General features: G+C 53.0%; 24 protein-coding genes. 17 read left to right on the forward strand and 7 right to left on the reverse strand.

Features of this window, described 5'->3' with window-relative positions:
* Positions 1–10: 10 nt before the first annotated feature.
* Complete coding sequence (rlmG, locus tag E1B03_RS22930; RefSeq protein WP_133086997.1) at positions 11–1,147, reverse strand: 23S rRNA (guanine(1835)-N(2))-methyltransferase RlmG; 1,137 nt, start codon at positions 1,145–1,147, stop codon at positions 11–13.
* Between the two features lie 83 nt (positions 1,148–1,230).
* Here rlmG and E1B03_RS22935 point away from each other — a divergent pair, with 83 nt between their 5' ends.
* From E1B03_RS22935 to sstT, 4 genes are all read left to right on the forward strand, one after another.
* Positions 1,231–1,731 (forward strand): M48 metallopeptidase family protein, encoded by a 501-nt coding sequence (locus E1B03_RS22935; protein WP_016154609.1) that lies wholly within the window; start codon positions 1,231–1,233, stop codon positions 1,729–1,731.
* Between the two features lie 72 nt (positions 1,732–1,803).
* Complete coding sequence (locus tag E1B03_RS22940) at positions 1,804–2,802, forward strand: Gfo/Idh/MocA family protein (RefSeq protein ID WP_133086998.1); 999 nt, start codon at positions 1,804–1,806, stop codon at positions 2,800–2,802.
* 270 nt (positions 2,803–3,072) lie between these two features.
* A complete protein-coding gene (locus tag E1B03_RS22945; RefSeq protein ID WP_043018010.1) occupies positions 3,073–4,041 on the forward strand; it encodes a TerC family protein in 969 nt (322 codons plus the stop codon).
* 242 nt (positions 4,042–4,283) lie between these two features.
* Positions 4,284–5,528: a serine/threonine transporter SstT gene (sstT, locus tag E1B03_RS22950; RefSeq protein ID WP_103769821.1), complete on the forward strand. Its 1,245-nt coding sequence runs from the start codon at positions 4,284–4,286 to the stop codon at positions 5,526–5,528.
* A gap of 16 nt (positions 5,529–5,544) precedes the next feature.
* On the opposite strand, the gene E1B03_RS22955 is transcribed toward sstT, so the two are convergent.
* From E1B03_RS22955 to uxaC, 3 genes are all read right to left on the reverse strand, one after another.
* Positions 5,545–6,099 (reverse strand): YgjV family protein, encoded by a 555-nt coding sequence (locus tag E1B03_RS22955; RefSeq protein ID WP_133086999.1) that lies wholly within the window; start codon positions 6,097–6,099, stop codon positions 5,545–5,547.
* A 149-nt stretch (positions 6,100–6,248) separates the two neighbouring features.
* Positions 6,249–7,736, reverse strand: a complete 1,488-nt coding sequence (locus tag E1B03_RS22960; RefSeq protein ID WP_133087000.1) for a UxaA family hydrolase — start codon at positions 7,734–7,736, stop codon at positions 6,249–6,251.
* A gap of 14 nt (positions 7,737–7,750) precedes the next feature.
* On the reverse strand, positions 7,751–9,163 hold the full coding sequence (gene uxaC, locus E1B03_RS22965) for a glucuronate isomerase (RefSeq protein ID WP_103769823.1): 1,413 nt from the start codon (positions 9,161–9,163) through the stop codon (positions 7,751–7,753).
* A gap of 471 nt (positions 9,164–9,634) precedes the next feature.
* On the opposite strand from uxaC, the gene E1B03_RS22970 reads away from it, so the two are divergent.
* The 11 genes from E1B03_RS22970 (at position 9,635) to E1B03_RS23025 (ending at position 17,843) form a co-directional block, all read left to right on the forward strand.
* Positions 9,635–10,936, forward strand: coding sequence for an MFS transporter (locus E1B03_RS22970; protein ID WP_133087001.1), 1,302 nt, complete (start codon positions 9,635–9,637; stop codon positions 10,934–10,936).
* Positions 10,937–11,070: 134 nt separating this feature from the next.
* Positions 11,071–11,847 (forward strand): transcriptional regulator ExuR, encoded by a 777-nt coding sequence (gene exuR / locus E1B03_RS22975; RefSeq protein ID WP_103769825.1) that lies wholly within the window; start codon positions 11,071–11,073, stop codon positions 11,845–11,847.
* A gap of 348 nt (positions 11,848–12,195) precedes the next feature.
* Entirely contained in the window at positions 12,196–12,858 is a 663-nt protein-coding gene (gene yqjA, locus E1B03_RS22980; RefSeq protein ID WP_003024820.1) for a DedA family general envelope maintenance protein YqjA, read from the forward strand.
* 3 nt (positions 12,859–12,861) lie between these two features.
* Positions 12,862–13,245 (forward strand): EnvZ/OmpR regulon moderator MzrA, encoded by a 384-nt coding sequence (gene mzrA / locus E1B03_RS22985; RefSeq protein WP_103769826.1) that lies wholly within the window; start codon positions 12,862–12,864, stop codon positions 13,243–13,245.
* Positions 13,246–13,393: 148 nt separating this feature from the next.
* Positions 13,394–13,762 carry a DUF1090 domain-containing protein gene (locus tag E1B03_RS22990; RefSeq protein WP_103769827.1) on the forward strand — a complete coding sequence of 123 codons (369 nt, stop codon included), beginning with the start codon at positions 13,394–13,396 and terminating at the stop codon, positions 13,760–13,762.
* Between the two features lie 33 nt (positions 13,763–13,795).
* Positions 13,796–14,101 (forward strand): ElaB/YgaM/YqjD family protein, encoded by a 306-nt coding sequence (locus E1B03_RS22995; protein ID WP_003024832.1) that lies wholly within the window; start codon positions 13,796–13,798, stop codon positions 14,099–14,101.
* A 2-nt stretch (positions 14,102–14,103) separates the two neighbouring features.
* The gene (locus tag E1B03_RS23000; protein ID WP_103769828.1) at positions 14,104–14,499 is read left to right on the forward strand and encodes a phage holin family protein; all 396 of its coding nucleotides are present in this window, start codon (positions 14,104–14,106) and stop codon (positions 14,497–14,499) included.
* Positions 14,499–14,798: a YqjK-like family protein gene (locus tag E1B03_RS23005; protein ID WP_103769829.1), complete on the forward strand. Its 300-nt coding sequence runs from the start codon at positions 14,499–14,501 to the stop codon at positions 14,796–14,798. The genes E1B03_RS23000 and E1B03_RS23005 overlap by 1 nt, the downstream gene beginning before the upstream one ends.
* A gap of 172 nt (positions 14,799–14,970) precedes the next feature.
* A complete protein-coding gene (locus E1B03_RS23010) occupies positions 14,971–15,363 on the forward strand; it encodes a DoxX family protein (protein WP_181012785.1) in 393 nt (130 codons plus the stop codon).
* Between the two features lie 188 nt (positions 15,364–15,551).
* Positions 15,552–16,538 (forward strand): glutathionyl-hydroquinone reductase YqjG, encoded by a 987-nt coding sequence (gene yqjG / locus E1B03_RS23015; protein WP_133087002.1) that lies wholly within the window; start codon positions 15,552–15,554, stop codon positions 16,536–16,538.
* A 939-nt stretch (positions 16,539–17,477) separates the two neighbouring features.
* Positions 17,478–17,843, forward strand: a complete 366-nt coding sequence (locus E1B03_RS23025; RefSeq protein WP_043017744.1) for a DUF805 domain-containing protein — start codon at positions 17,478–17,480, stop codon at positions 17,841–17,843.
* Positions 17,844–17,951: 108 nt separating this feature from the next.
* Here E1B03_RS23025 and yhaJ read toward each other — a convergent pair whose 3' ends face one another.
* Entirely contained in the window at positions 17,952–18,848 is an 897-nt protein-coding gene (gene yhaJ / locus E1B03_RS23030; RefSeq protein WP_003024855.1) for a DNA-binding transcriptional regulator YhaJ, read from the reverse strand.
* 104 nt (positions 18,849–18,952) lie between these two features.
* Here yhaJ and E1B03_RS23035 point away from each other — a divergent pair, with 104 nt between their 5' ends.
* Both E1B03_RS23035 and E1B03_RS26280 read left to right on the forward strand, forming a co-directional pair.
* Positions 18,953–19,654 (forward strand): pirin family protein, encoded by a 702-nt coding sequence (locus tag E1B03_RS23035; RefSeq protein WP_133087003.1) that lies wholly within the window; start codon positions 18,953–18,955, stop codon positions 19,652–19,654.
* A 26-nt stretch (positions 19,655–19,680) separates the two neighbouring features.
* A complete protein-coding gene (locus tag E1B03_RS26280) occupies positions 19,681–19,830 on the forward strand; it encodes a hypothetical protein (RefSeq protein WP_165955338.1) in 150 nt (49 codons plus the stop codon).
* A gap of 117 nt (positions 19,831–19,947) precedes the next feature.
* On the opposite strand, the gene E1B03_RS23040 is transcribed toward E1B03_RS26280, so the two are convergent.
* Together E1B03_RS23040 and E1B03_RS23045 are read right to left on the reverse strand one after the other, a co-directional pair.
* Positions 19,948–21,258 carry an L-cysteine desulfidase family protein gene (locus E1B03_RS23040; RefSeq protein WP_103769833.1) on the reverse strand — a complete coding sequence of 437 codons (1,311 nt, stop codon included), beginning with the start codon at positions 21,256–21,258 and terminating at the stop codon, positions 19,948–19,950.
* A gap of 24 nt (positions 21,259–21,282) precedes the next feature.
* Positions 21,283–22,614 (reverse strand): SLC5/6 family protein, encoded by a 1,332-nt coding sequence (locus E1B03_RS23045; protein WP_103769834.1) that lies wholly within the window; start codon positions 22,612–22,614, stop codon positions 21,283–21,285.
* Positions 22,615–22,684 lie beyond the last annotated feature (70 nt).

A 22,684-nucleotide genomic window follows, 5' to 3' on the forward strand; every position in this document is an offset into this window, starting at 1 on the left:
GCACCCGCTATTACCGACGACGACCGGTTTTGACCGCTTTCAGCACCACGAATTTATTATTGGTGGCGATGGTCACGCAGTTGCCGAAAATCTTCTTCAGCTTGTGGAAGTAGTCGAGGTGACGGTTAGCCACAATGTACAGCTCACCGTTGATTTTCAGGCAGCGGCGGGCGTGGTGGAACATCTCCCAGGCAATGTTATCCGTCAGCGCGTGCTTTTGGTGGAACGGAGGGTTGCACAGCACGGCATTAAAGCGGAACGGCTCGACACCAGACAGCGCGTTGTTGATCATAAACTCGCAGCGATCCAACGCTTCAGGCATGTTACTTTCCACGTTCAAACGGCTTGAAGCCACCGCCATCGGCGATTCATCAACAAATACCACGCTGGCTTCCGGGTTTTTCGCCAGCAGCGTCATACCAATAACGCCGTTACCGCAGCCGAGGTCAACAATCTCCCCTTCGAGGTTTTCCGGCAGATGCTCAATAAAAAAGCGCGCGCCAATATCCAGCCCGGTACGGGAGAAGACGTTGGCGTGGTTATGGATAGTCCAGTCGGTACCTTCCAGTTTCCAGCTCAGCGTCTGCGAGGCAGCGGCCAGCTCAGGTTTGCTGAACGTGCAGTTGATCAGACGCGCTTTTTTCCACGCCAGCGTGGTGGTGGTTGGGCCCAGCACTTTTTCAAACAGCTCAAGCGTAGAGGTATGGATATCACGCGCTTTCGCACCGGCGATAATACGCGTTTCTGGCGTAACCACTTCACGCAGTGCACGCAGCTGCTGCTCCAGCAGCGCCATGGTTTTTGGGATCTTAATCAGTACGACGCCCGGCGCCTGCGGGTATTCCGCGGTGCTGTCGAGAAACTTTACGCTCGACTCGGCAATGTCGTTGTGGCGCAGGTTTTCACGCGTCGCCAGCTCGCTTAAGTAAGAGTCACCGATGCTGTACGGCGTATGCTCCGCCAGCGCGCAGGCCAGCGCACCGAAGGTATCATTCAGGAGAAGCACCGGGCCGCGAATCTCAGTATCGTCCAGCTGTTGCAGCAGATATTCATCGGCTGCTTCCCACGCCAGCAGTGGGTTAACGTCGTCCGTCTCCGGGAAACGTTTAAGTGTCAGTGAACGGAAACCGTTGTCTGTGTGGCTCATCGGCCCTCCTGAATGGTAAAATTTCGGCGTATCCCTGAAAAGGGTGCGTGAGTATACACTTTTTATGATTGGCATGGGCAAAGATGAACCAACTAACTTACCTCCAGGGCTACCCGGAACATTTGCTTTCTCAGGTGAGAACGCTGATTGCTGAACAGCGCCTGGGCGCAGTGCTGGAAAAACGCTATCCGGGCACGCATGATTTCGCGACCGATAAAGCGCTCTGGCAATATACCCAGGATCTGAAAAATCAGTTCCTGCGCAACGCCCCGCCGCTGAATAAAGTCATGTATGACAGCAAGATCCACGTTCTGAAGAATGCGCTGGGGCTGCATACCGCCGTTTCTCGCGTGCAGGGCGGTAAGCTCAAAGCCAAAGCGGAGATCCGCGTCGCCACCGTGTTTCGCAATGCCCCGGAACCCTTCCTGCGTATGATCGTGGTCCATGAACTGGCGCATCTGAAAGAAAAAGAGCACGACAAAGCGTTTTACCAGCTGTGCTGCCATATGGAGCCTCAGTATCATCAACTGGAGTTCGATACCCGCCTGTGGTTAACGCAACAATCGTTAAAGCAAACTGCGTAGTCGCGCACTGGCTTTGTCTTCAGGGCATGCTAAATTGACGAAAGAATCCCTTTTCGCAGCCTGAAGGCCTTTATGATACGTTTCGCAGTAATTGGCACAAACTGGATCACTCGCCAGTTTGTCGATGCCGCCCATGAAACCGGCAAATATAAGTTAACCGCAGTTTATTCCCGTAGCCTTGAGCAGGCGCAGACCTTCGCCAACGATTACCCCGTCGAGCACCTGTTTACTTCGCTGGAAGCGATGGCGCAAAGCGAGGCGATCGACGCCGTCTACATTGCCAGCCCAAACTCCCTGCACTTCCCGCAGACAGAGCTATTTTTGCGGCACAAAAAGCATGTTATTTGCGAAAAACCGCTGGCCTCAAACCTGGCGCAAGCTGAAGCCGCTATCGCCTGCGCACGCGAAAATCAGGTGGTGCTGTTTGAAGCGTTTAAAACCGCCAGCCTGCCTAACTTCCTGCTGTTGCAGCAATCGCTCCCCAAAGTTGGAAGAATCAGAAAAGCGTTCATCAATTACTGCCAGTACTCCTCACGTTACCAGCGCTATCTGGACGGTGAAAATCCGAACACGTTTAATCCAGCGTTCTCCAATGGCTCGATTATGGATATCGGTTTTTACTGCCTGGCTTCAGCGGTAGCACTGTGGGGCGAGCCGCAAAGCGTTCAGGCCAGCGCCAGCCTGCTGGAAAGCGGCGTGGATGCTCACGGCGTGGTGGTGCTGAATTACGGTGATTTCAGCGTTACGCTCCAGCACTCAAAAGTCAGCGACTCGGTATTAGCCAGTGAAATTCAGGGCGAGTCGGGATCGCTGGTCATCGAGCATATCTCCGAATGTCAGAAAGTGTGTTTCGTACCACGCGGGGGTAAAACGCAGGATCTGACGACGCCTCAGCACATCAATACTATGCTGTATGAGGCAGAGGCTTTTGCCCATTTGGTTGAATCCGGCGAAGTGGATCACCCGGCGCTGACCGTCAGTCGTATCACCGCCAAACTGCAAACGGAGATTCGCCGCCAAACCGGTGTGATTTTCCCGGCAGACGAAGCGGTAACATCGCTGACTGCGTAAAAGTGTGTAAAACGAATGTTGCAGGCCATTGACTGAATGCATGGCCTGTAATATTTTGTAACCTGCAAAGGGGAGTAACTTCGTTGTCGGTTGATCGTCATTACGATGTGTGAAAAACCACATCCGGTCGCCGGGCGATAACAAAGGAATACGCCATCGTATTCCTTTGTTGTTGTAAGTGAGACCTTGCCGAATGGCAAGGTCTATGCATAAAAAGCAGCGGCTAACGTCATTCGGCGTTGGCCGTTTTTTTATGCATGGGGAAATACAATGAATACTGTCGGCACACCGTTGTTATGGGGTGGCTTCGCTGTCGTGGTGGTAATTATGCTGGCCATCGACCTGCTGTTGCAGGGTCGCCGTGGCGCGCATACGATGTCGATGAAACAGGCTGCGGCCTGGTCAATCGTCTGGGTAACGCTGTCGTTACTGTTTAACGCCGCCTTCTGGTGGTACCTGGCCCAAACCCAGGGCCGCGCCGTTGCCGACCCGCAGGCGCTGGCGTTCCTTACCGGCTATTTGATCGAAAAATCGCTGGCGGTAGATAACGTCTTTGTCTGGTTGATGCTGTTCAGCTACTTCTCCGTACCGCCTGCGTTGCAGCGCCGGGTACTGGTGTATGGCGTATTGGGCGCGATTGTTCTGCGTACGATCATGATCTTCGCGGGCAGCTGGCTTATCACCCAGTTTGAGTGGCTGTTGTACGTGTTCGGCGCGTTCCTGTTGTTTACCGGCGTGAAGATGGCGCTGGCGAAAGAAGATGCCTCCGGTATCGGCGACAGGCCGCTGGTGCGCTGGCTGCGTGGTCATTTGCGCATGACCGACACCATCGAAGATGAAAAATTCTTCGTGCGTAAAAACGGTCTGCTGTTTGTCACGCCGCTGATGCTGGTATTGATTCTGGTTGAACTGAGCGACGTTATTTTTGCCGTCGACAGTATCCCGGCTATCTTTGCCGTTACCACCGACCCGTTCATCGTGTTGACCTCGAACCTGTTTGCTATTCTGGGTCTGCGCGCGATGTACTTCCTGCTGGCAGGCGTGGCGGAGCGTTTCTCCATGCTGAAGTACGGTTTGTCGGTCATTCTGGTGTTTATCGGTATTAAGATGCTGATCGTCGATTTCTACCATATCCCGATTGCTATCTCGTTAGGCGTGGTATTTGGCATTCTGTTTGTGACGCTGATTGTGAACGCGTGGGTCAACCACCAGCACGATAAAAAGCAGCAAATACAGTAAGCTTCATCCGCTAGCTGAAAAGCCCGACGGCACACTGCGTGCGTCGGGCTTTTTGTTTATCATGTCAAAATAATGTTAAGTTAAAGTTATAAAATATGATCTCAACGCGGAATCCAGGATATTTCGCTTCCAGAACCCCGTTCTTTCCTTATACTCAGCCATGCAAACATTTGCCCAATCCTGAAAGATGCGTCAACAGAACGCACAAAGGTAAGGCAACAACACAATGAAAGGATCACTACATGACTACGCAACGTTCATCGGGGCTACTCTCGCGTTTGGCGCAAGGGAGCCTGGTTAAACAAATTTTGGTAGGTTTGGTACTGGGGATTTTACTGGCACTGGTGTCAAAACCTGCGGCAGAAGCCGTTGGTTTGCTGGGAACGTTGTTCGTCGGCGCATTAAAAGCCGTCGCGCCAATTCTGGTTTTGATGCTGGTCATGGCTTCTATCGCCAATCACCAGCACGGGCAAAAAACCAATATCCGCCCCATCCTGTTCCTCTACCTGCTCGGCACGTTTTCCGCAGCGTTAGCGGCCGTTGTCTTCAGCTTCGCCTTCCCATCCACACTGCATCTTTCCAGCAGCGCCAGTGATATTGTGCCGCCATCTGGTATCGTTGAAGTAATGCGTAGCCTGCTGATGAGCATGGTGTCGAACCCAATTGATGCCCTGCTTAACGCCAACTATATCGGTATTCTGGTATGGGCCGTCGGTCTGGGCTTTGCGCTGCGCCACGGCAATGAAACGACCAAAAATCTGGTTAATGATATGTCCAACGCCGTCACCTTTATGGTGAAACTGGTGATTCGTTTCGCGCCCATCGGGATCTTCGGCTTGGTCTCCTCCACGCTGGCAACCACCGGCTTTGCTACGCTTTGGGGCTACGCTCAACTGCTGACTGTGCTGGTCGGCTGTATGCTGCTGGTGGCGCTGGTGGTCAACCCGCTGCTGGTATTCTGGAAAATTCGCCGTAACCCGTATCCGCTGGTGCTGGCCTGTCTGCGCGAAAGCGGCGTGTACGCTTTCTTTACCCGCAGCTCCGCAGCAAACATTCCGGTGAACATGGCGCTGTGTGAGAAGCTGAATCTGGATCGTGATACCTATTCGGTATCTATCCCGCTGGGCGCTACCATCAATATGGCAGGTGCGGCGATCACCATTACCGTGCTGACGCTGGCGGCGGTGAATACGCTGGGTATTCCGGTCGATTTACCGACTGCGCTGTTACTGAGCGTGGTGGCGTCGCTGTGCGCCTGCGGTGCATCGGGCGTGGCGGGGGGGTCTCTGCTGCTGATCCCATTGGCATGTAATATGTTCGGTATCCCGAATGACATCGCCATGCAGGTGGTTGCCGTTGGCTTTATCATCGGCGTATTGCAGGATTCCTGTGAAACGGCGCTAAACTCTTCGACAGACGTCCTGTTTACCGCGGCAGCCTGCCAGGCTGAAGACGAGCGTCTGGCAAATAACGCCCTACGCGGCTAATCTCTACGCCCCTCCGTCATCGGGCGGAGGGGTTTTCTTCCTGTACGCTTTTTTCAATTTTGAACGGATCAATTCCGCGTTTTTGCATCCGCCGGAAGCGGATAATGTTCAGGCCGTTCATCACCAGAAAGCTGCCTTCGATCATCGTCCCGCCAATCGATCCCAACCAGAAATTATGAATAACCCAGCAGGCGGGTGCGCACCACATTACGCAGCGCACGGTTAATCCCTGGCAACGAAACAGCGCCCAGGTGCTGGCCAGCGTGCCGATTATCGGCAACAGCTCCATCGCATGCTGTAACTTCGCCAGTCCAAGAACCAGGGTGAGGATAATGAAAACGGTCATTACCCACAGTTTGCGGGTATGCATCGAGACGAGTGTGCGAATAGTGTTGAGCTCGGCACTCATTCCCGCAGGCCAGGCGCCCATTAGAAAAAAATGCACGCCGATGGTGGCGCTATAGACGGCGAGTTGCAGCCGGAACCGGCGCTCATCGCGATTGAAAAAGGTGGTAATGCCGATCAGAAAGGCGATGACACCTACGCCCTGGGCCAGCCAATACGCGGTCATGTAAGCAACCCCAATTCCATTTCGTATGGCCGGATAAGGCATATTCGCCGCCATCCGACAACGGTTTATGCCTGATGACGCTTATCAGGCCTACGTTTAGCGCAGTATGTAGGCCGTGATAAGGCGTTTACGCCGCCATCCGGCACGAGTTATAGCGTTACGCCGCTTTTAAAGATCGCTAACTCTCTAAAATCATTTCGCTCGTTGCAGGTCGGCTTGCCGTTGGCAAACTCAACGATCGTATCGACAAACTCGTTCAGCAACTGAGGCATCGCTTTGCCGTGGATCAGCTGTCCAGCGTCAAAATCGATCCAGTGCTTTTTCTTCGCTGCCAGCTCGCTGTTGGTGGCAATTTTCACCGTCGGCACAAAACCGCCGTACGGCGTACCGCGACCGGTACTGAACAGCACCATATGGCAGCCCGCGCCCGCCAGGGCACTGGTGGCAACCGCATCGTTACCCGGCGCACTCAGCAGGTTCAGGCCGTGCGTCTTCAGACGTTCGCCATAGCGCAGTACGTCCACCACCTGGCTGGAACCCGCTTTTTGCGTGCAGCCCAGAGATTTGTCTTCCAGCGTGGTAATACCGCCCGCTTTGTTGCCCGGCGATGGATTCTCGTAAATCGGCTGGTCGTGAGCAATGAAGTACTGCTTAAAGTCATTGACCATGGTCACCAGTTTGCCAAAGGTTTCTTTGTCACGGCAGTGGTCCATCAGCAACTGCTCGGCGCCGAACATTTCCGGTACTTCGGTCAGCACGGTGGTGCCGCCGTTGGCAATCACGTAGTCAGAAAAACGCCCCAGCATGGGGTTGGCGGTAATACCGGACAGGCCGTCTGAGCCGCCGCATTCCAGACCAAACTTCAGCTCGCCCAGCTTACCCGGCTCACGCTTATCGTTACGCATCACGTTGTACAGCTGATGGAGATGTTCAATCCCCGCTTCCACTTCGTCTTCCTGATGTTGGCAGACCATGAAGTGAACACGCTCAGGATCGTACTCGCCTAAGGTTTCGCGGAAGGCATCAACCTGGTTGTTTTCGCAGCCAAGGCCGACCACCAGCACCGCGCCCGCATTCGGGTGGCGCACCATGTTTTGCAGCATAGTGCGGGTGTTGATGTGATCGTCACCGAGCTGTGAGCAACCGTAGGTGTGGCTAAAGAGATGCACGCCGTCGATACCTTCGGCGTCGTTGGTCTCTTTCAGGAAACGGTTCTGCATCTGACGCGCCATGGCGTTAACGCAGCCCACCGTCGGCAGGATCCACAGTTCGTTGCGCACGCCTACATCGCCGTTGGCACGACGGTAGATTTGTACGTCGCGATCCGCCGGTTGTGCAACTTCCGCTTGAAAATCAGGGTGGTAGCTATACGTGTCCAGATCGCTGAGATTGGTGCGCGTGTTGTGGGCATGAATATGCTCACCCGCCGCAACGTCCACCAGCGTATGGCCAATTGGCAAACCGTATTTAATGACGTTTTCACCTTTCGCAATATCGCGCAAAGCAAATTTATGGCCACGAGAGACCGCCTGACGCAGGGTTATCGCCTGCCCATCAACGGTGACTTCGGTTCCTTCAGCCAAATCAGCGAGCGCGACCGCGACGTTATCCAGCGCATGGATCTTGATGTATTGCATACCAACCCCAGACTTTAATTCAGTTCAATGGCGAAGTAATCGCGCGCATTGTTAAAGCAAATGTTTTTCACCATTTCACCCAGCAACTGGATATCTGCCGGTGCTTCGCCCGCAGCAACCCAACGGCCAATCATCTGGCACAGGATGCGACGGAAGTATTCATGGCGCGTGTATGACAGGAAGCTACGGCTATCGGTCAGCATGCCGACGAAACGGCTCAGCAGACCGAGCTGGGCCAACTGCGTCATCTGACGTTCCATCCCGTCTTTCTGATCGTTGAACCACCAGCCGGAACCGAACTGCATCTTGCCCGGCATACCTTCGCCCTGGAAGTTGCCGATCATCGTGCCCAGCACTTCGTTATCGCGCGGGTTCAGGCAGTACAGAATGGTTTTTGGCAACAGGTTCTGTTCATTCTGCTTACTCAGCAGTTTGGACAACTCTTCGGCCATCGGACGGTCGTTGATGGAGTCGAAGCCGACATCCGCACCCAACAGTTTGAACTGGCGCAGGTTGTTATTACGCAGTGCGCCGATGTGGTACTGCTGTACCCATTCGCGACGGGCATATTCCGCACCGAGGAATACCAGTACAGCGGTTTTAAACTGGGCAACTTCATGTTCGCTCAGGGTTTCACCTGCCAGGCGACGCGCCAGAATGCTATCCAGTTCCGCTTCGTTAGATTCAGCAAACAGCACCACGTCCAGCGCGTGGTCAGAGACTTTACAGCCGTGAGCCGCGAAGTGATCCAGGCGTTTGGTCAGCGCGGTCTGCAGGTCAGCGAAACGACGGATATCGGTGTCGGACACTTCACCCAGCTTCGCCATGTAATCGTTAAAGGTAGCCAGCTCAATGTTGAAGGCTTTATCCGGACGCCAGCTCGGCAGCACTTTCACATCAAAGCTTCCGTCTTTAGCAACGGCCGCGTGATGCTCCAGAGAGTCGATCGGGTCATCGGTGGTACCGACCATTTTCACGTTCATCTGCTGCATGATGCCGCGCGCGGAGAATTTATCCTGCGCCAGCAGTTCGTTGCACTGGTTCCAGATTTCGTCAGCCGTTGCAGGAGACAGCAGCTTACCTGTAATACCAAACGGGCGACGTAATTCGAGGTGGGTCCAGTGGTACAGCGGGTTACCAATAGTGTGCGGAACCGTAGCGGCCCAGGCGTCAAACTTCTCACGATCGGACGCATCGCCGGTACACAGGCGCTCAGCGACACCGTTGGTACGCATCGCACGCCACTTATAGTGGTCGCCCTTCAGCCAGATGTCATACAGGTTATTAAAACGGTAGTTTTCAGCGATTTGTTGCGGTGGTAAATGGCAGTGGTAATCGAAGATTGGCTGGTCTTTGGCGTAATCATGATACAGACGGCGGGCAAATTCGGTGTCCAGCAGGAAATCTTCAGTCATAAACGGGGTCATTATCGTCTTCCTCTCAGCGAGTGCGTCAGATTGCTTATGTTTTGATGTTGACAAAGTTATCACACCAATTTCCATACACTGAAGATATTTTCGTGAGTTAGATCAACAAATGGTGACAAAAAAATTACTCTCAAAGAGGTAAATCATGCGTCAAGCCGCGCCAGCACTGGCTTTGCTGAATCGAAATAATGACCACACGAAGATTCACACTTTTGTGATGGCACTCACCTTTTAAAGCTGTATGACAAGTTATCTTTTGGCCGTCGCGATACATAAGCCGACGGAATGCAAATTACCGATGTATCACCATCGGATTGAACGGTACGGAAACCGAATTAGCACAAATATTGACATGGCAAAGTTCGGGGAGTACCGGCTTTTTTCGGTTACCCCCTCGTAAAAGAACATCCTCCGCCCTGAACTGGAAGATGACCGCTCGTTCGCGGACATAACAAAACGATGAGGTTTTACATGCGTAAAATTAAAGGGTTACGTTGGTACATGATCGCACTGGTGACGCTTGGCACCGTGCTGGGTTACCTGACACGTAACACTGTGGCGGCAGCTGCGCCAACTCTGATGGAAGAGTTACACATCTCCACTCAACAGTATTCCTATATCATCGCAGCGTATTCTGCTGCTTACACCGTAATGCAACCCGTTGCCGGCTATGTGCTCGATGTGCTCGGCACAAAAATTGGTTACGCGATGTTCGCCGTTCTGTGGGCCGTCTTCTGTGGCGCGACCGCACTGGCTGGCAGTTGGGGTGGACTGGCGCTGGCGCGTGGCGCGGTAGGTGCCGCTGAAGCCGCGATGATCCCTGCGGGTCTGAAAGCCAGTTCTGAATGGTTCCCGGCAAAAGAGCGTTCAATTGCCGTAGGTTACTTTAACGTGGGTTCTTCTATCGGCGCGATGATTGCTCCGCCGCTGGTCGTCTGGGCTATCGTCATGCACAGCTGGCAGATGGCATTCATTATTTCCGGTGCGCTGAGCTTCATTTGGGCGATGTGCTGGCTGGTGTTCTACAAACACCCGCGCGACCAGAAAAAACTGTCTGATGAAGAACGTGATTACATTCTGAACGGTCAGGAATCACAGCATAAAAACGCGACCTCGAAAAAAATGTCCCTTGGTCAGATCCTGCGTAACCGCCAGTTCTGGGGCATCGCGCTGCCGCGTTTCCTGGCAGAGCCGGCCTGGGGTACCTTCAACGCCTGGATCCCGCTGTTCATGTTTAAAGTCTACGGCTTTAACCTGAAAGAAATTGCGATGTTTGCCTGGATGCCGATGCTGTTTGCTGACCTGGGCTGTATCGTTGGGGGTTACTTACCGCCGCTGTTCCAGCGCTGGTTCGGCGTTAACCTGATCGTTTCGCGTAAAATGGTCGTTACCATGGGTGCATTGCTGATGATTGGCCCAGGGATGATCGGTCTGTTCACCAGCCCTTACATTGCTATCGCCCTGCTGTGCGTCGGCGGTTTTGCTCACCAGGCGCTGTCCGGTGCGCTGATTACGCTCTCTTCCGACGTATTTGGTCGTAATGAAGTGGCAACCGCGAACGGCCTGACCGGTATGTCTGCATGGCTTGCAAGTACGTTGTTTGCGCTGGTCGTTGGCGCACTGGCTGACACCATTGGCTTTAGCCCGCTGTTCGCCGTACTGGCGGTATTCGACCTGCTCGGCGCGCTAGTCATCTGGACAGTATTGCAGAACAAATCGGCCAGCGAGGTAGATTCGGGCTCGCAATCCGGCGATCCCGCGACGCAAAATTAACCCGATGCAACATAGCAAGGGTATATAATGCGAAGCCGCCAGCTATCTGGCGGCTTTTTTATCGCCGCGAGTGGAGCCGTAATCGCAAAAGTGGTATAACAAATATAGTCTGCCGTATCATGCCTGGAGCGCATATGGAAATCACCGAACCACGACGTTTGTACCAACAACTTGCCGCTGATCTGAAAGAACGCATTGAGCACGGTGTCTACCTGGTGGGTGACAAACTCCCCGCCGAGCGCTTTATCGCCGATGAAAAAAATGTCAGCCGTACCGTGGTTCGTGAAGCGATTATCATGCTCGAGGTTGAGGGCTACGTTGAAGTGCGTAAAGGGTCCGGGATCCACGTCATTTCAAACCAACCTAAACACTATGTTGCGCCAGATGAAAATCTGGAGTTCGCCAGCTACGGTCCTTTTGAGCTGCTCCAGGCTCGCCAGTTGATTGAGAGCAACATTGCCGAGTTTGCCGCCACTCAGGTGACCAAACAAGACATCATGAAACTGATGGAAATTCAGGAGAAGTCGCGTAACGAAAAAAGCTTTCGTGACTCCGAATGGGATCTTCAGTTCCATGTGCAGGTCGCGCTGGCAACGCAGAACTCCGCCCTGGCCGCGATCGTTGAAAAAATGTGGACCCAGCGTATTCACAACCCCTACTGGAAGAAACTGCACGACCACATCGACCTGCGCACGGTAGATAACTGGTGCGACGACCATGACCAGATCCTGCGGGCGCTGATTCGCAAAGATCCCCATGCCGCCAAGCTGGCAATGTGGCAGCACCTTGAGAACACGAAGCAAATGCTGTTTAACGAAACCAGCGATGATTTTGAGTTCAATGCTGACCGTTATCTTTTTACCGAAAATCCTGTCGTTCATCTCGATACGGCGGCTAATGGCGCAAAATAAACAATCTTAGCGATGCAGGCGCGACAAAGCGCCTGTTTCTGACGCTTGGTAAGCATTAGGTATAAAGTGTCAGCCTATGTAAATCCTCTCGCCTCCCTCTATTACGATAAGCAAAATCACAGTTCAACAACCGTAATTTCTATAACGGACTACGTTGACCTTTGTTACAATTAGATGCTATTTGAATTTTTGTGTTTAAGAGCTTGCTAACTTCACAACTTTACAGGGAACAGTTCAGGCCGTGAATTTGTATCAGATCGCGAACCAGGTAAAAAACATTAATAAAATCGCGATGTTACAAAATTAAAAAAACCGGCATGACGATAACCGATTCTCCAGGAATATTGAATGGAACTACTGACTCAATTACTGAATGCTTTATGGGCTCAGGATTTTGAAACGCTGGCCAATCCATCCATGATTGGCATGCTCTATTTCGTACTATTTACCATTTTGTTTCTTGAAAACGGACTGCTGCCAGCAGCCTTTTTACCTGGCGACAGTCTACTGGTACTGGTCGGCGTACTTATCGCCAAAGGCGCGATGGGTTTTCCGCAAACGGTACTGCTGCTCACCACCGCGGCCAGCCTGGGTTGCTGGCTCAGCTATATCCAGGGACGATGGCTGGGGAATACCCGCACCGTACAAAACTGGCTATCTCATCTGCCCGCGCATTACCATCAGCGTGCGCATCATCTGTTCCATAAGCATGGCTTGTCTGCGCTGCTGGTCGGTCGCTTCATCGCGTTTGTCAGAACATTATTGCCGACCATCGCAGGATTATCTGGCCTGAACAATGCGCGCTTTCAGTTCTTTAACTGGATGAGTGGACTGCTTTGGGTTCTGATCCTCACCACGCTGGGCTATCTGCTGGGCAAAACGCCAGTGTTTCTCAAGTATGAAGACCAACTGATGTCTTGTCTGATGCTGCTTCCCGTGGTGTTACTGGTGTTTGGTCTGGCGGGTTCACTGGTTGTGCTTTGGAAAAAGAAATACGGGAACCGAGGATAAATTATGCTGAAATCACGCATAACGCTCCGACGGCTTGCCTGGACCACTACCTTTCTGCTGTTTATCGGCGCGCTGCTCCTGACCTGGTCGGTCATTCGCCAGCAGGAGTCAACGCTTGCCATTCGTGCCGTAAATCAGGGAGCCACTATGCCTGATGGTTTCTCTATCTGGCATCACCTGGACGCCAACGGCATTCGCTTTAAAAGCATCACTCCGCAAAATGACGCGCTGCTGATCACCTTTGATTCCAGCGCGCAGAGCGCAGCCGCAAAGGTCGTGCTGGACCGAACGTTACCGCACGGTTTCGTTATTGCTCAGCAGGATGATGACAATCAGGCGGTGCAGTGGTTATCCCGCTTACGTGATACCCCACACCGTTTTGGTTAATCTCCAGGAATCTGAATTAGATCACTCACTTTGGTGATTTCATCATTTAACGCCTATGATTAATAAACTGGGTTTATGACCCAATGCTTTATTAATCTGGAGCATCGGCCTCAAGCCACAAGGCCGAATCACAATGGAAGGTTCAAGAATGAAATACCGCATCGCTTTGGCAATTAGCCTTTTCGCTCTCAGTGCCGGCAGCTACGCCTCCACCCTCTGTCAGGAAAAAGAACAGGATATTCAGCGGGAGATTAGCTATGCCGAAAAGCACAACAATCAAAACCGCATCAACGGCCTGAACAAAGCGTTGAGCGAAGTTAGGGCAAACTGTACTGACAGCAAACTGCGCGCCGACCACCAGAAAAAAATCGCCGAACAGAAAGACGAGATAGCCGAGCGTCAACGTGATTTGGCCGAGGCGAAGCAAAAAGGCGATGCGGATAAGGTAGCAAAGCGCGAACATAAGCTTGCTGAAGCTCAGAAAGAGCTGAAAGAACTCGAGACCCGCGATTACTAAGTACGGTAACTAGCCACTCAACTGGAGAAAACTATGTCGAAAGATAATGCTACGGAAAACCTGCGCGCTGAGCTGAAGTCTCTTGCGGATACGCTTGAAGAAGTACTTAGCTCCTCTGGCGATAAGTCGAAGGAAGAGATGAGTAAAATTCGCAGCAAAGCAGAACATGCGCTGCGCGAGAGCCGCCATCGTCTGAGCGAAACCAGCGATGTGATTGCCAAACAGACCCGTGAGGCCGCGGCTAAAGCTGATAACTACGTGCGCGAAAATCCATGGACAGGCGTCGGCATTGGCGCTGCAGTCGGTGTGGTGCTTGGTGTACTGCTGTCGCGCCGTTAACAATGGCAGACTCTCAACACGCACAAGGTCCAGGCAAAAGCGTACTGGGTATTGGACAGCGGATCCTGACGATTCTCGTTGAGATCGTCGAAACACGGCTGCGGCTGGCCGTCGTTGAGCTGGAAGAGGAAAAAGCCAATCTCATCCAGATCCTGCTGATGCTTGGGCTTACCATGCTGTTCGCGGCGTTCGGCCTGATGAGCCTGATGGTGCTTATCATCTGGGCCATCGACCCGCAATATCGCCTGAACGCCATGATTGCCACCACCGTTGTGCTGTTGCTTTTAGCGCTTATCGGCGGGCTATGGACGTTGCGTAAAGCACGTAAAACAACGCTGTTACGCCATACGCGCAATGAACTCGCTAACGACAGGCAGGCCCTGGAGGATGATGCATAATGAGCAGTAAAGTCGAACGTCAACAACGTAAGGCGCAACTGCTTGGACAGATCCAGCAGCAACGGCTGGATCTGTCTGCTACTCGCCGCGACTGGCTGGACGCCACCGAAGTCTACGATCGTGGCTGGAAGACGCTGTTGAACCTGCGTGGCTGGGTATTAGTCGGGAGCAGTATTATGGCGGTTCGCACCATCCGTAACCCGAATCTGCTGGTACGCTGGGCTAAACGCGGCTTTAGCGTCTGGAGCATCTGGCGTCTGGTTAAATCCACCCTCAGACAGCAACAGCTGCGCGGTTAATCCCTTTCCCACCCCCAACCTCAAAATTTTTGAAAAATATTGACAGTTTTCCTTGCTAACAATTCTCATTAAGCACGTTTATGATTCTCTCCATCGACAGCAACGACGCGCTCTGCAGCGTTGATGCACAAAAAACACAATAAGCCGCCTGAGTGGTTTCCTGGAGAGTATGATGAAGAAATTAGAAGATGTTGGTGTACTGGTAGCGCGCATTCTGATGCCAATCCTGTTTATTTCCGCAGGTTGGGGAAAAATCACCGGATATGCGGGTACCCAACAGTACATGGAAGCCATGGGCGTCCCAGGATTTATGTTACCGCTGGTGATTCTGCTTGAGTTTGGCGGCGGTCTGGCCGTTCTGTTCGGTTTCCTGACCCGTACGACTGCGCTGTTCACCGCAGGCTTCACGCTGCTGACGGCGTTCATCTTCCACAGCAACTTCGCGGAAGGCATGAACTCTCTGATGTTCATGAAAAACTTGACCATCGCAGGCGGTTTCCTGCTGCTGGCTATCACCGGTCCGGGCGCATTTAGTATTGACCGCGTACTGAATAAAAAGTGGTAATCAAACTATACCCGTCATTCTTCAAGTTGCAGGCGTGTTGGCTTCACTCAGAAACCCCAGTCACATAGTTATCTATGCTCCTGGGCATTTCTTCCCTTGCCGCCTTCCTGCAACTCGAATTATTTAGGGTATATACTTATTAAAGACGAGGGGGTTTACTCCTCGTTTTGCTATCCAGGAGAGAGATAATGGGACAACTGATTGACGGCGTCTGGCATGACACCTGGTACGACACCAAATCAACCGGGGGAAAATTTCAACGTTCTGCATCGGCTTTCCGTAACTGGCTCACCGCGGATGGCGCGCCGGGTCCAACGGGCGAAGGTGGCTTTGCTGCCGAAAAAGACCGCTATCACCTGTACGTATCTCTGGCCTGTCCGTGGGCGCATCGCACGCTGATTTTGCGTAAACTCAAAGGACTGGAACCCTTTATTTCCATTTCCGTAGTACATCCGCTGATGCTGGAAAACGGCTGGACCTTTGACGATAACTTCCCGGCGGCAACCGGCGATACCCTGTATCAGCACGACTTTCTTTATCAACTCTATTTACACGCCGATCCGCACTACAGTGGTCGGGTTACCGTTCCGGTGCTGTGGGATAAAAAGAACCACACCATTGTCAGCAACGAATCTGCAGAAATCATCCGCATGTTTAACACCGCGTTTGATGCGCTGGGCGCGAAAGCCGGAGATTACTATCCCCCTGCCCTGCAAAGCAAAATCGACGAGCTGAACGGCTGGATTTACGACAACGTCAATAACGGCGTGTATAAAGCCGGATTTGCCACCAGCCAGGAAGCCTACGACGATGCCGTGGAAAAAGTCTTCCAGTCCCTGGCGCGACTGGAACAGATCCTTGGACAGCATCGCTACCTGACCGGCAACCAGTTAACCGAGGCCGATATTCGTCTGTGGACCACGCTGGTGCGTTTTGATCCCGTGTATGTAACCCACTTCAAGTGCGACAAACACCGGATTAGCGACTATCTGAATCTGTACGGTTTCCTGCGTGATATCTACCAGATGCCGGGTATCGCAGAAACCGTCAACTTCGATCACATCCGCAATCATTACTTCCGTAGTCACAAAACCATTAACCCGACCGGCATTATTTCTGTTGGGCCGTGCCAGGACCTTAACGAACCCCACGGGCGTGATGAGCGTTTCGCGTGATTTACATGGGTCCACTTTGAGGTTAGGCCGATTAGTTAAGCATGTATGGCGAACATGTGATTTTTGCTCAGGGTTCCGTTCACCTCAGCGGTGTCATTTCTCTGAAACGCCGTTACCCGTGAACGTGCAAGGGAGGCTCACCGCCGCCTCCCTTGCAACCCAGGCTCCCGGCGGGAAAATCGTCGCTACGCGATTATTCGCCCCATCCCTGGGGCTCACCCCTTCGGGGCCATCGCAAGCGCTGTTCAAAATTGCTCCCGGCAATTTTGTCATTCGTCTTATGCCGTCTGCCTGTCGGGTCGGGGCCGAGCCTGCATCCTTGCAGGCCGTCCCCTCTGCCCGCATCCCTGCGGGCAGCCACGGTCAGCCGTCAACGACTCATCGATTTTCAGCCGGACCGGGGTCATCGCTTCAATGCTCTGACTTCCAGTAAAATCTGTTTTGCTGTTCAGACATATTCAAATAAAAATACCGGTGGTCAGGTGTGGGCGATCCGGCTGAAAATTGCCGACGTGTTTCCGTAAGGCCGGGAGAACCCGCAGGGATGCGGGTTCAGGGCGCGCTTTACAGGGACGTTACATCGCGCCCGGCCCGAAAGCCTGAAGGAAAAAGTGGAGGGAACCACGAAGTGGCAATTTTCCCGCCGGGAGCCGGGATTGTAAAGGGCGTGGCGGAGAACGCCCTTTACACGTTCACATGAACCAATGCTTAAGAGAAGCGATGAACATAAGGTGAACGGAACCCTTTCTCTGAGAGCGCATATTCATTACTCCCGCCAACACAGGTTGATACTTTCTGAAACTGAGCCGTTCACTGATAAGTATTACCCATCAGGGGGCCAAATAATTAACACCATAAATGTTTACCATCATTTCATTCACAGCTATTCTTAATTTGATTGCTTTAAAAACAAGTAATTGAATGCAGAACGAGGCAAAAATGGATTGGTATTTAAACGTATTAAAGAACTACTTTGGTTTTGGTGGCCGCGCGCGTCGTAAAGAATACTGGATGTTTGTGTTGGTCAACATCATTTTCACGTTCGTGCTGGGTATTCTGGACAGAATGCTTGGCTGGGAGCGCGCCGGGGGAGAAGGTATATTAACGACGATTTACGGGGTTCTGGTCTTTATTCCGTGGTGGGCGGTACAGTTCCGGCGTTTACATGACACCGATCGTTCAGCCTGGTGGCTACTGGTGCTGCTGATCCCGATCGTAGGATGGCTGGTGATCATCATTTTCAACTGTCAAAACGGGACTCAGGGGAGTAACCGCTTCGGGCCCGATCCCAAACAGTTATCCTGACGTAGCATATGTAGATGCCTGATGGCGCTGCGCTTATCAGGCCTACAACATACTCCGTCTTCCAGGCCGGATAAGGTGCTTCGCACCGCATCCGGCGTAACAATCAGGCTATTTACCCGCAAACAGCTTGGGGATTTCCCGCAGACACCAGGATTTCGCCTCGCCCATGCTGTCCCGACGCCAGGCCATAATAATATCAATTTCGCTGGTCGATTCCGGACTAACTACCCGCAGCCTACCAGCCGCAATATCCTCTTCCACCAGCGGGTATGGCATCGTTGCCACACCAAGGCCAGCCAATAGCGCCTGGCGTTTATCTTCTATCGTACTCACAGTCAGACGCGGCTGTTTATCCAGCAGTTGAACAGTCAGCACCGGACGTTCACGGGCGGTGTCCGCCACCGCGATCCCGCGATATTTCACGCGAGTGACCTCCGATAATGGTTCCGGCTCCTGATGGATAGGATGATCCGGGGCCGCCACATAGACGTTCATCAGCGAATACAGCTTACGCGAGTTAATTTCTGAGGATGAGCGAAAATGCATATCCGGCGCAATCACGATATCCGCCCGCCCCTGCTCCAGACGCTCCCACGCCCCAGCCAGAACTTCGGTAATAACGGAAAGCTGGGTATTGGCCTTCCCGGCAAGCCTGTCGATCAGTGGGAAAAATGCCGCCGTTGGCACCAGCGCTTCGGTAACGATGGTCAGATGCGTTTCCCAACCGCGAGCCAGTGCTTCAGCATCTGTAGTCAGTTTATCCGCAGCTTCCAGCAGTACGCGCCCACGCTCCAGCAGCATACGCCCGACGTTGGTGAACTTTGTGCGATGACCTGAACGGTCAAACAGCACCACGTCCAGCTCTTCCTCCAGTTTCTGCATGGTATAGCTGAGCGCGGAAGGAACACGCCCCAGTTCATCCGCCGCCGCGGCAAAGCTGCCGCGTCTGTCTATTGCGTCCATGACGCGTAACGCTTCAAGCGTTAAAGCCCTTTCTTTGGCCATCTCGTTCTCATTCAGGAAATTTGAACATACCGGGCAGAATATCTGGCTAACAATGCAGCGTCTAGCCATTTAACATAAAAGGAAGTAAAGAGAGGTCAAGAACTATGATTACTACCCGTACAGCCAAACAATGCGGGCAAGCAGACTACGGCTGGCTGCAGGCCCGTTATACCTTCTCCTTTGGACACTATTTTGATCCTAAACTGCTGGGTTATGCCTCGCTGCGTGTTCTGAACCAGGAAGTTCTGGCACCGGGGGCCTCTTTCCAGCCACGGACCTATCCGAAGGTGGATATCGTCAATCTGATCCTCGAAGGGGAAGCGGAGTACCGCGACAGCGAAGGCAACCATATCCAGGCCAGAGCAGGTGAAGTTTTACTGCTCGCGACACAGCCGGGAATCAGCTATAGCGAACACAATATCAGCAAGGATAAACCGTTAACCAGAATGCAGCTCTGGCTGGATGCCTGCCCGCAGCGCGAAAACGCCTGCGTACAGAAAGCCACGCTGAGCGCCGGTAAGCATCAGCTACTGGCCTCGCCGGACGGTGAACAAGGCAGCCTGCATCTGCGCCAACAGGTATGGGTGCACCACGTTGAACTGCAGCAAGGTGAATCGCTGAGTTTTCAGTTACATGGGCCACGGGCTTACTTACAGTCGATCCACGGCAGATTCCATGCGGTGACATCTGGCGCCGAAATGGAAGCGCTCACCTGCGGCGATGGCGCATTTATTCGTGACGAAACTAACATAACGTTAGTCGCTGATACCCCGCTGCGCGCTTTGCTGATAGATTTGCCCGTATAGTCAGGGAAAACAACGGAGTACGACTATTGAGCAAGAAATCATCAAAAAAACGCCAGCCGCAGGTTGAGCCGAAAAAACAGGAAACAGCTACCTTCGGCTATGAAGAAATGCTGACGGAGCTGGAAGAGATTGTGGCCGATGCTGAGCTACGGCTGGAAGACGAAGAAGCCGCCTGAAAGGCGGCTTAGACTGATGCCGGGTGGCGGCTGCGCCATACCCGGCCTACAAGACAGAATATGGTGTAGGCCTGATAAGCACAGCGCCATCAGGCACTGGTTTACCATCGTTCCTGCTTAATGCGCCTTACTGGCCATGATCTCAATGATCTGCTTGTCGGTTTCCTGCATCGAACGGCACGCTAGCGCACACAGGTTGGTGATAGATTGCTCCACGTTATGCGCCACAATCCCTTCGTTGCCGGTTACGGCGGTATCATCCAGCGCCATCAGTACCGCTTTCCACGCCGCAGATGCGCTGGTTGAGACTTTCATCGCGCAGCTGTTTGAAGCGCCATCGCAAATCATTCCGCTCACGTCACCAATCATACTGCTGATCGCCATCGCGATAGTGTTGTAACGACCATCCACAATCCATGCCATCCCCGCCGCGGCGCCCATTGCCGCCGTGGTTGCCGCGCACAGCGCAGACAAACGCGGCAGCTGATGATGGATGTAGATAGCGCTCAGGTGAGACAACATCAGCGCACGCGCCAGTTTCTCCTCATCCGCACCAAAGTGCTCGGCCACTACCATGACCGGGACAGTGGCGGTAATACCCTGATTTCCGGAGCCGGAGTTGCTCATGGCTGGCAGCGTCGCCCCGCCCATTCGCGCATCCGATGCCGCACTGGTACGAATCAGAATAGAAGTGGAGAGATCGTTCGCCAGCAGGCCACGCGCGCACTGCTTCTCAAGCGTGGTTCCGATATGCAAGCCCCAGTTACCGCGCAGTCCTTCCTGAGACAGCGCACCGTTCAGTTTTGCCGCGTCGAGAATAAAGCGGATTGACTCAAACGGTACCGCGTTCACGAACGCCAGAATCTCTTCCAGCGACGTGTGAGACAGTACCGCCAGCGGTGACTCCTGCTCTTCTTCTTCAGCGTTCTGTTCTGTTGTGAACACCACGCCTTTATTGGTCTCGATGTGGACGATATTGGTATGACCGCCCACAATCGTCACGCACGCCCATCCTTCAGCGCTGTAAACCTTCGCGCGGGAAAAAAGAATGTCCTCACAAGGCTCCTGCAGCATCACCGCGACCTTGCCAGCGTTTAGCATTGCTTTCGCATCGGCAATCGCTTGTGGCGACGCGTCTTTCAGTACCTCTAAACCGGCGAGGGCATTCCCTCCCAGCGCACCCAGCGCCGCTGCGACAGGTAACCCAACCATTCCGGTACCAGGCACGGTAACGCCCATGCCGTTTTTCATCAGGTTCGGAGAGACCCACGCATCAATGCGTTCAACCGCGCCGTCCAGCTCAGAGGATGCAACCGCTGCTGCCAGAGCCAGAGAGATAGGTTCCGTACACCCCAGTGCAGGCTTAACTTCTTCCTGCACCGCGCGGATAAAACTATCCCATAATGGATTCAATGTAGTCTCAAACATAACAACAACCTTTGCTCAGATATCTCAGGAAAATGCCAGGAACGGAGAAACGCACAGCAGCAGGCCCGTGATAATAATCAGATACAGGGAAGCGCCTTTGTATTTGTGCAGTGCAGGAACTTTATAGACCAGCCAGGCCGGGATCAGACAACCCACCATGCCGAAGATAGGGCTACAAATAGAGGTGAAGCTCAGTACCGGCGCATTGAGCACAATTGCGCTCCAGGCCAGCAGGATGGCGAAAACCATAATGCCGCGCTGAACCAGGGTTTCATTGATTTTCTCGGCTGGCATTTTACGGCGCAGCACGTTCATCACGATCCCCTGAGTGGCTTCACGAAAACCTAAATAAACGCCGAAGAAAGCGGTCATGACAGCGAAAATGTTCAGAATAACGCTGACGATTTTCACCCAGCCCGCGCCTGCGCCGTTGATAAACTGCGCGGCAATCGCCAGCGCGGAAATATTCTGCTCGTAGGCTTTAACGGCTTCGTCATGGCCCATCGCCAGCGTGAAGGAAACGGCGTAGAAAAAGACGGTAACAAACAGAATACCGAACGCAATGTTCATAGCACGCAGGGCTTTATGGCGCGCTACTTCAATGGATTTGTTGCGAGAACGGTATGAGATAACCATCGGACTTAAGGTCTGAATAAACAGAATCGAGGTCAGCGTGAACGGCAACGTGATGATCGCGTTTTTGATAAGCAGCGCCATCGGCGGCAATGAACCTGCGTTATGCAGATGCCACATCCCGACCATTGATACGCCAAGCGCTGCAACCACCAGCAGCTTGGTCAGTACCATACCGGTGGAGATTTTAAACAGCATTTGTTCACCGCGTGACGAGAGGGCCACCAGGATGCAAATCAGCACCAGGCCATAGAACGGGCTGTCAGACAGTAAACCTTCAGTCACGCCAAAAGTGTGCAGATAGGAGGCACTATCGTTGGTGATGGCAGTGGAATAAACAAACATCCAGATAACCAGCATCACAAAATACAACGCACCTAACAGGATGCCCCAGTTCTTACCCAGATAGCCGCTAATCACGCTCGGATAGTCTTTACACTCTGGGGACTCAGCCAGCGTATTAATAAACAAACGCTGGAACAGATACATGGCTGGGTAGCCGATGATTGAGGAGAGCAAGAACACCCATAGCCCCATCAACCCTACCTGAACAGGAAGAAAAACAATTCCCGCGCCAATTGCCATACCGATACTCATAATGACCCAGCCGGTATCCGTGCTGTCGAATTTAATGGCTTCGCGCCATTCGCTGTCGGTCATTCCCGCCCGACGTGCCGGAGCAGATGCGTCGAGTATTACGCTACTATTCGTTGCCGTTTCCATAATTTCCCGCTCAATGTGTAGGTAGAGGTTTTTATATTTTTTCCGTACTGCTTCAATGCGATACGCAGTA

The sequence above is a fragment of the Citrobacter arsenatis genome (genome assembly GCF_004353845.1).
GTDB classification, from domain to species: Bacteria; Pseudomonadota; Gammaproteobacteria; order Enterobacterales; family Enterobacteriaceae; genus Citrobacter; species Citrobacter arsenatis.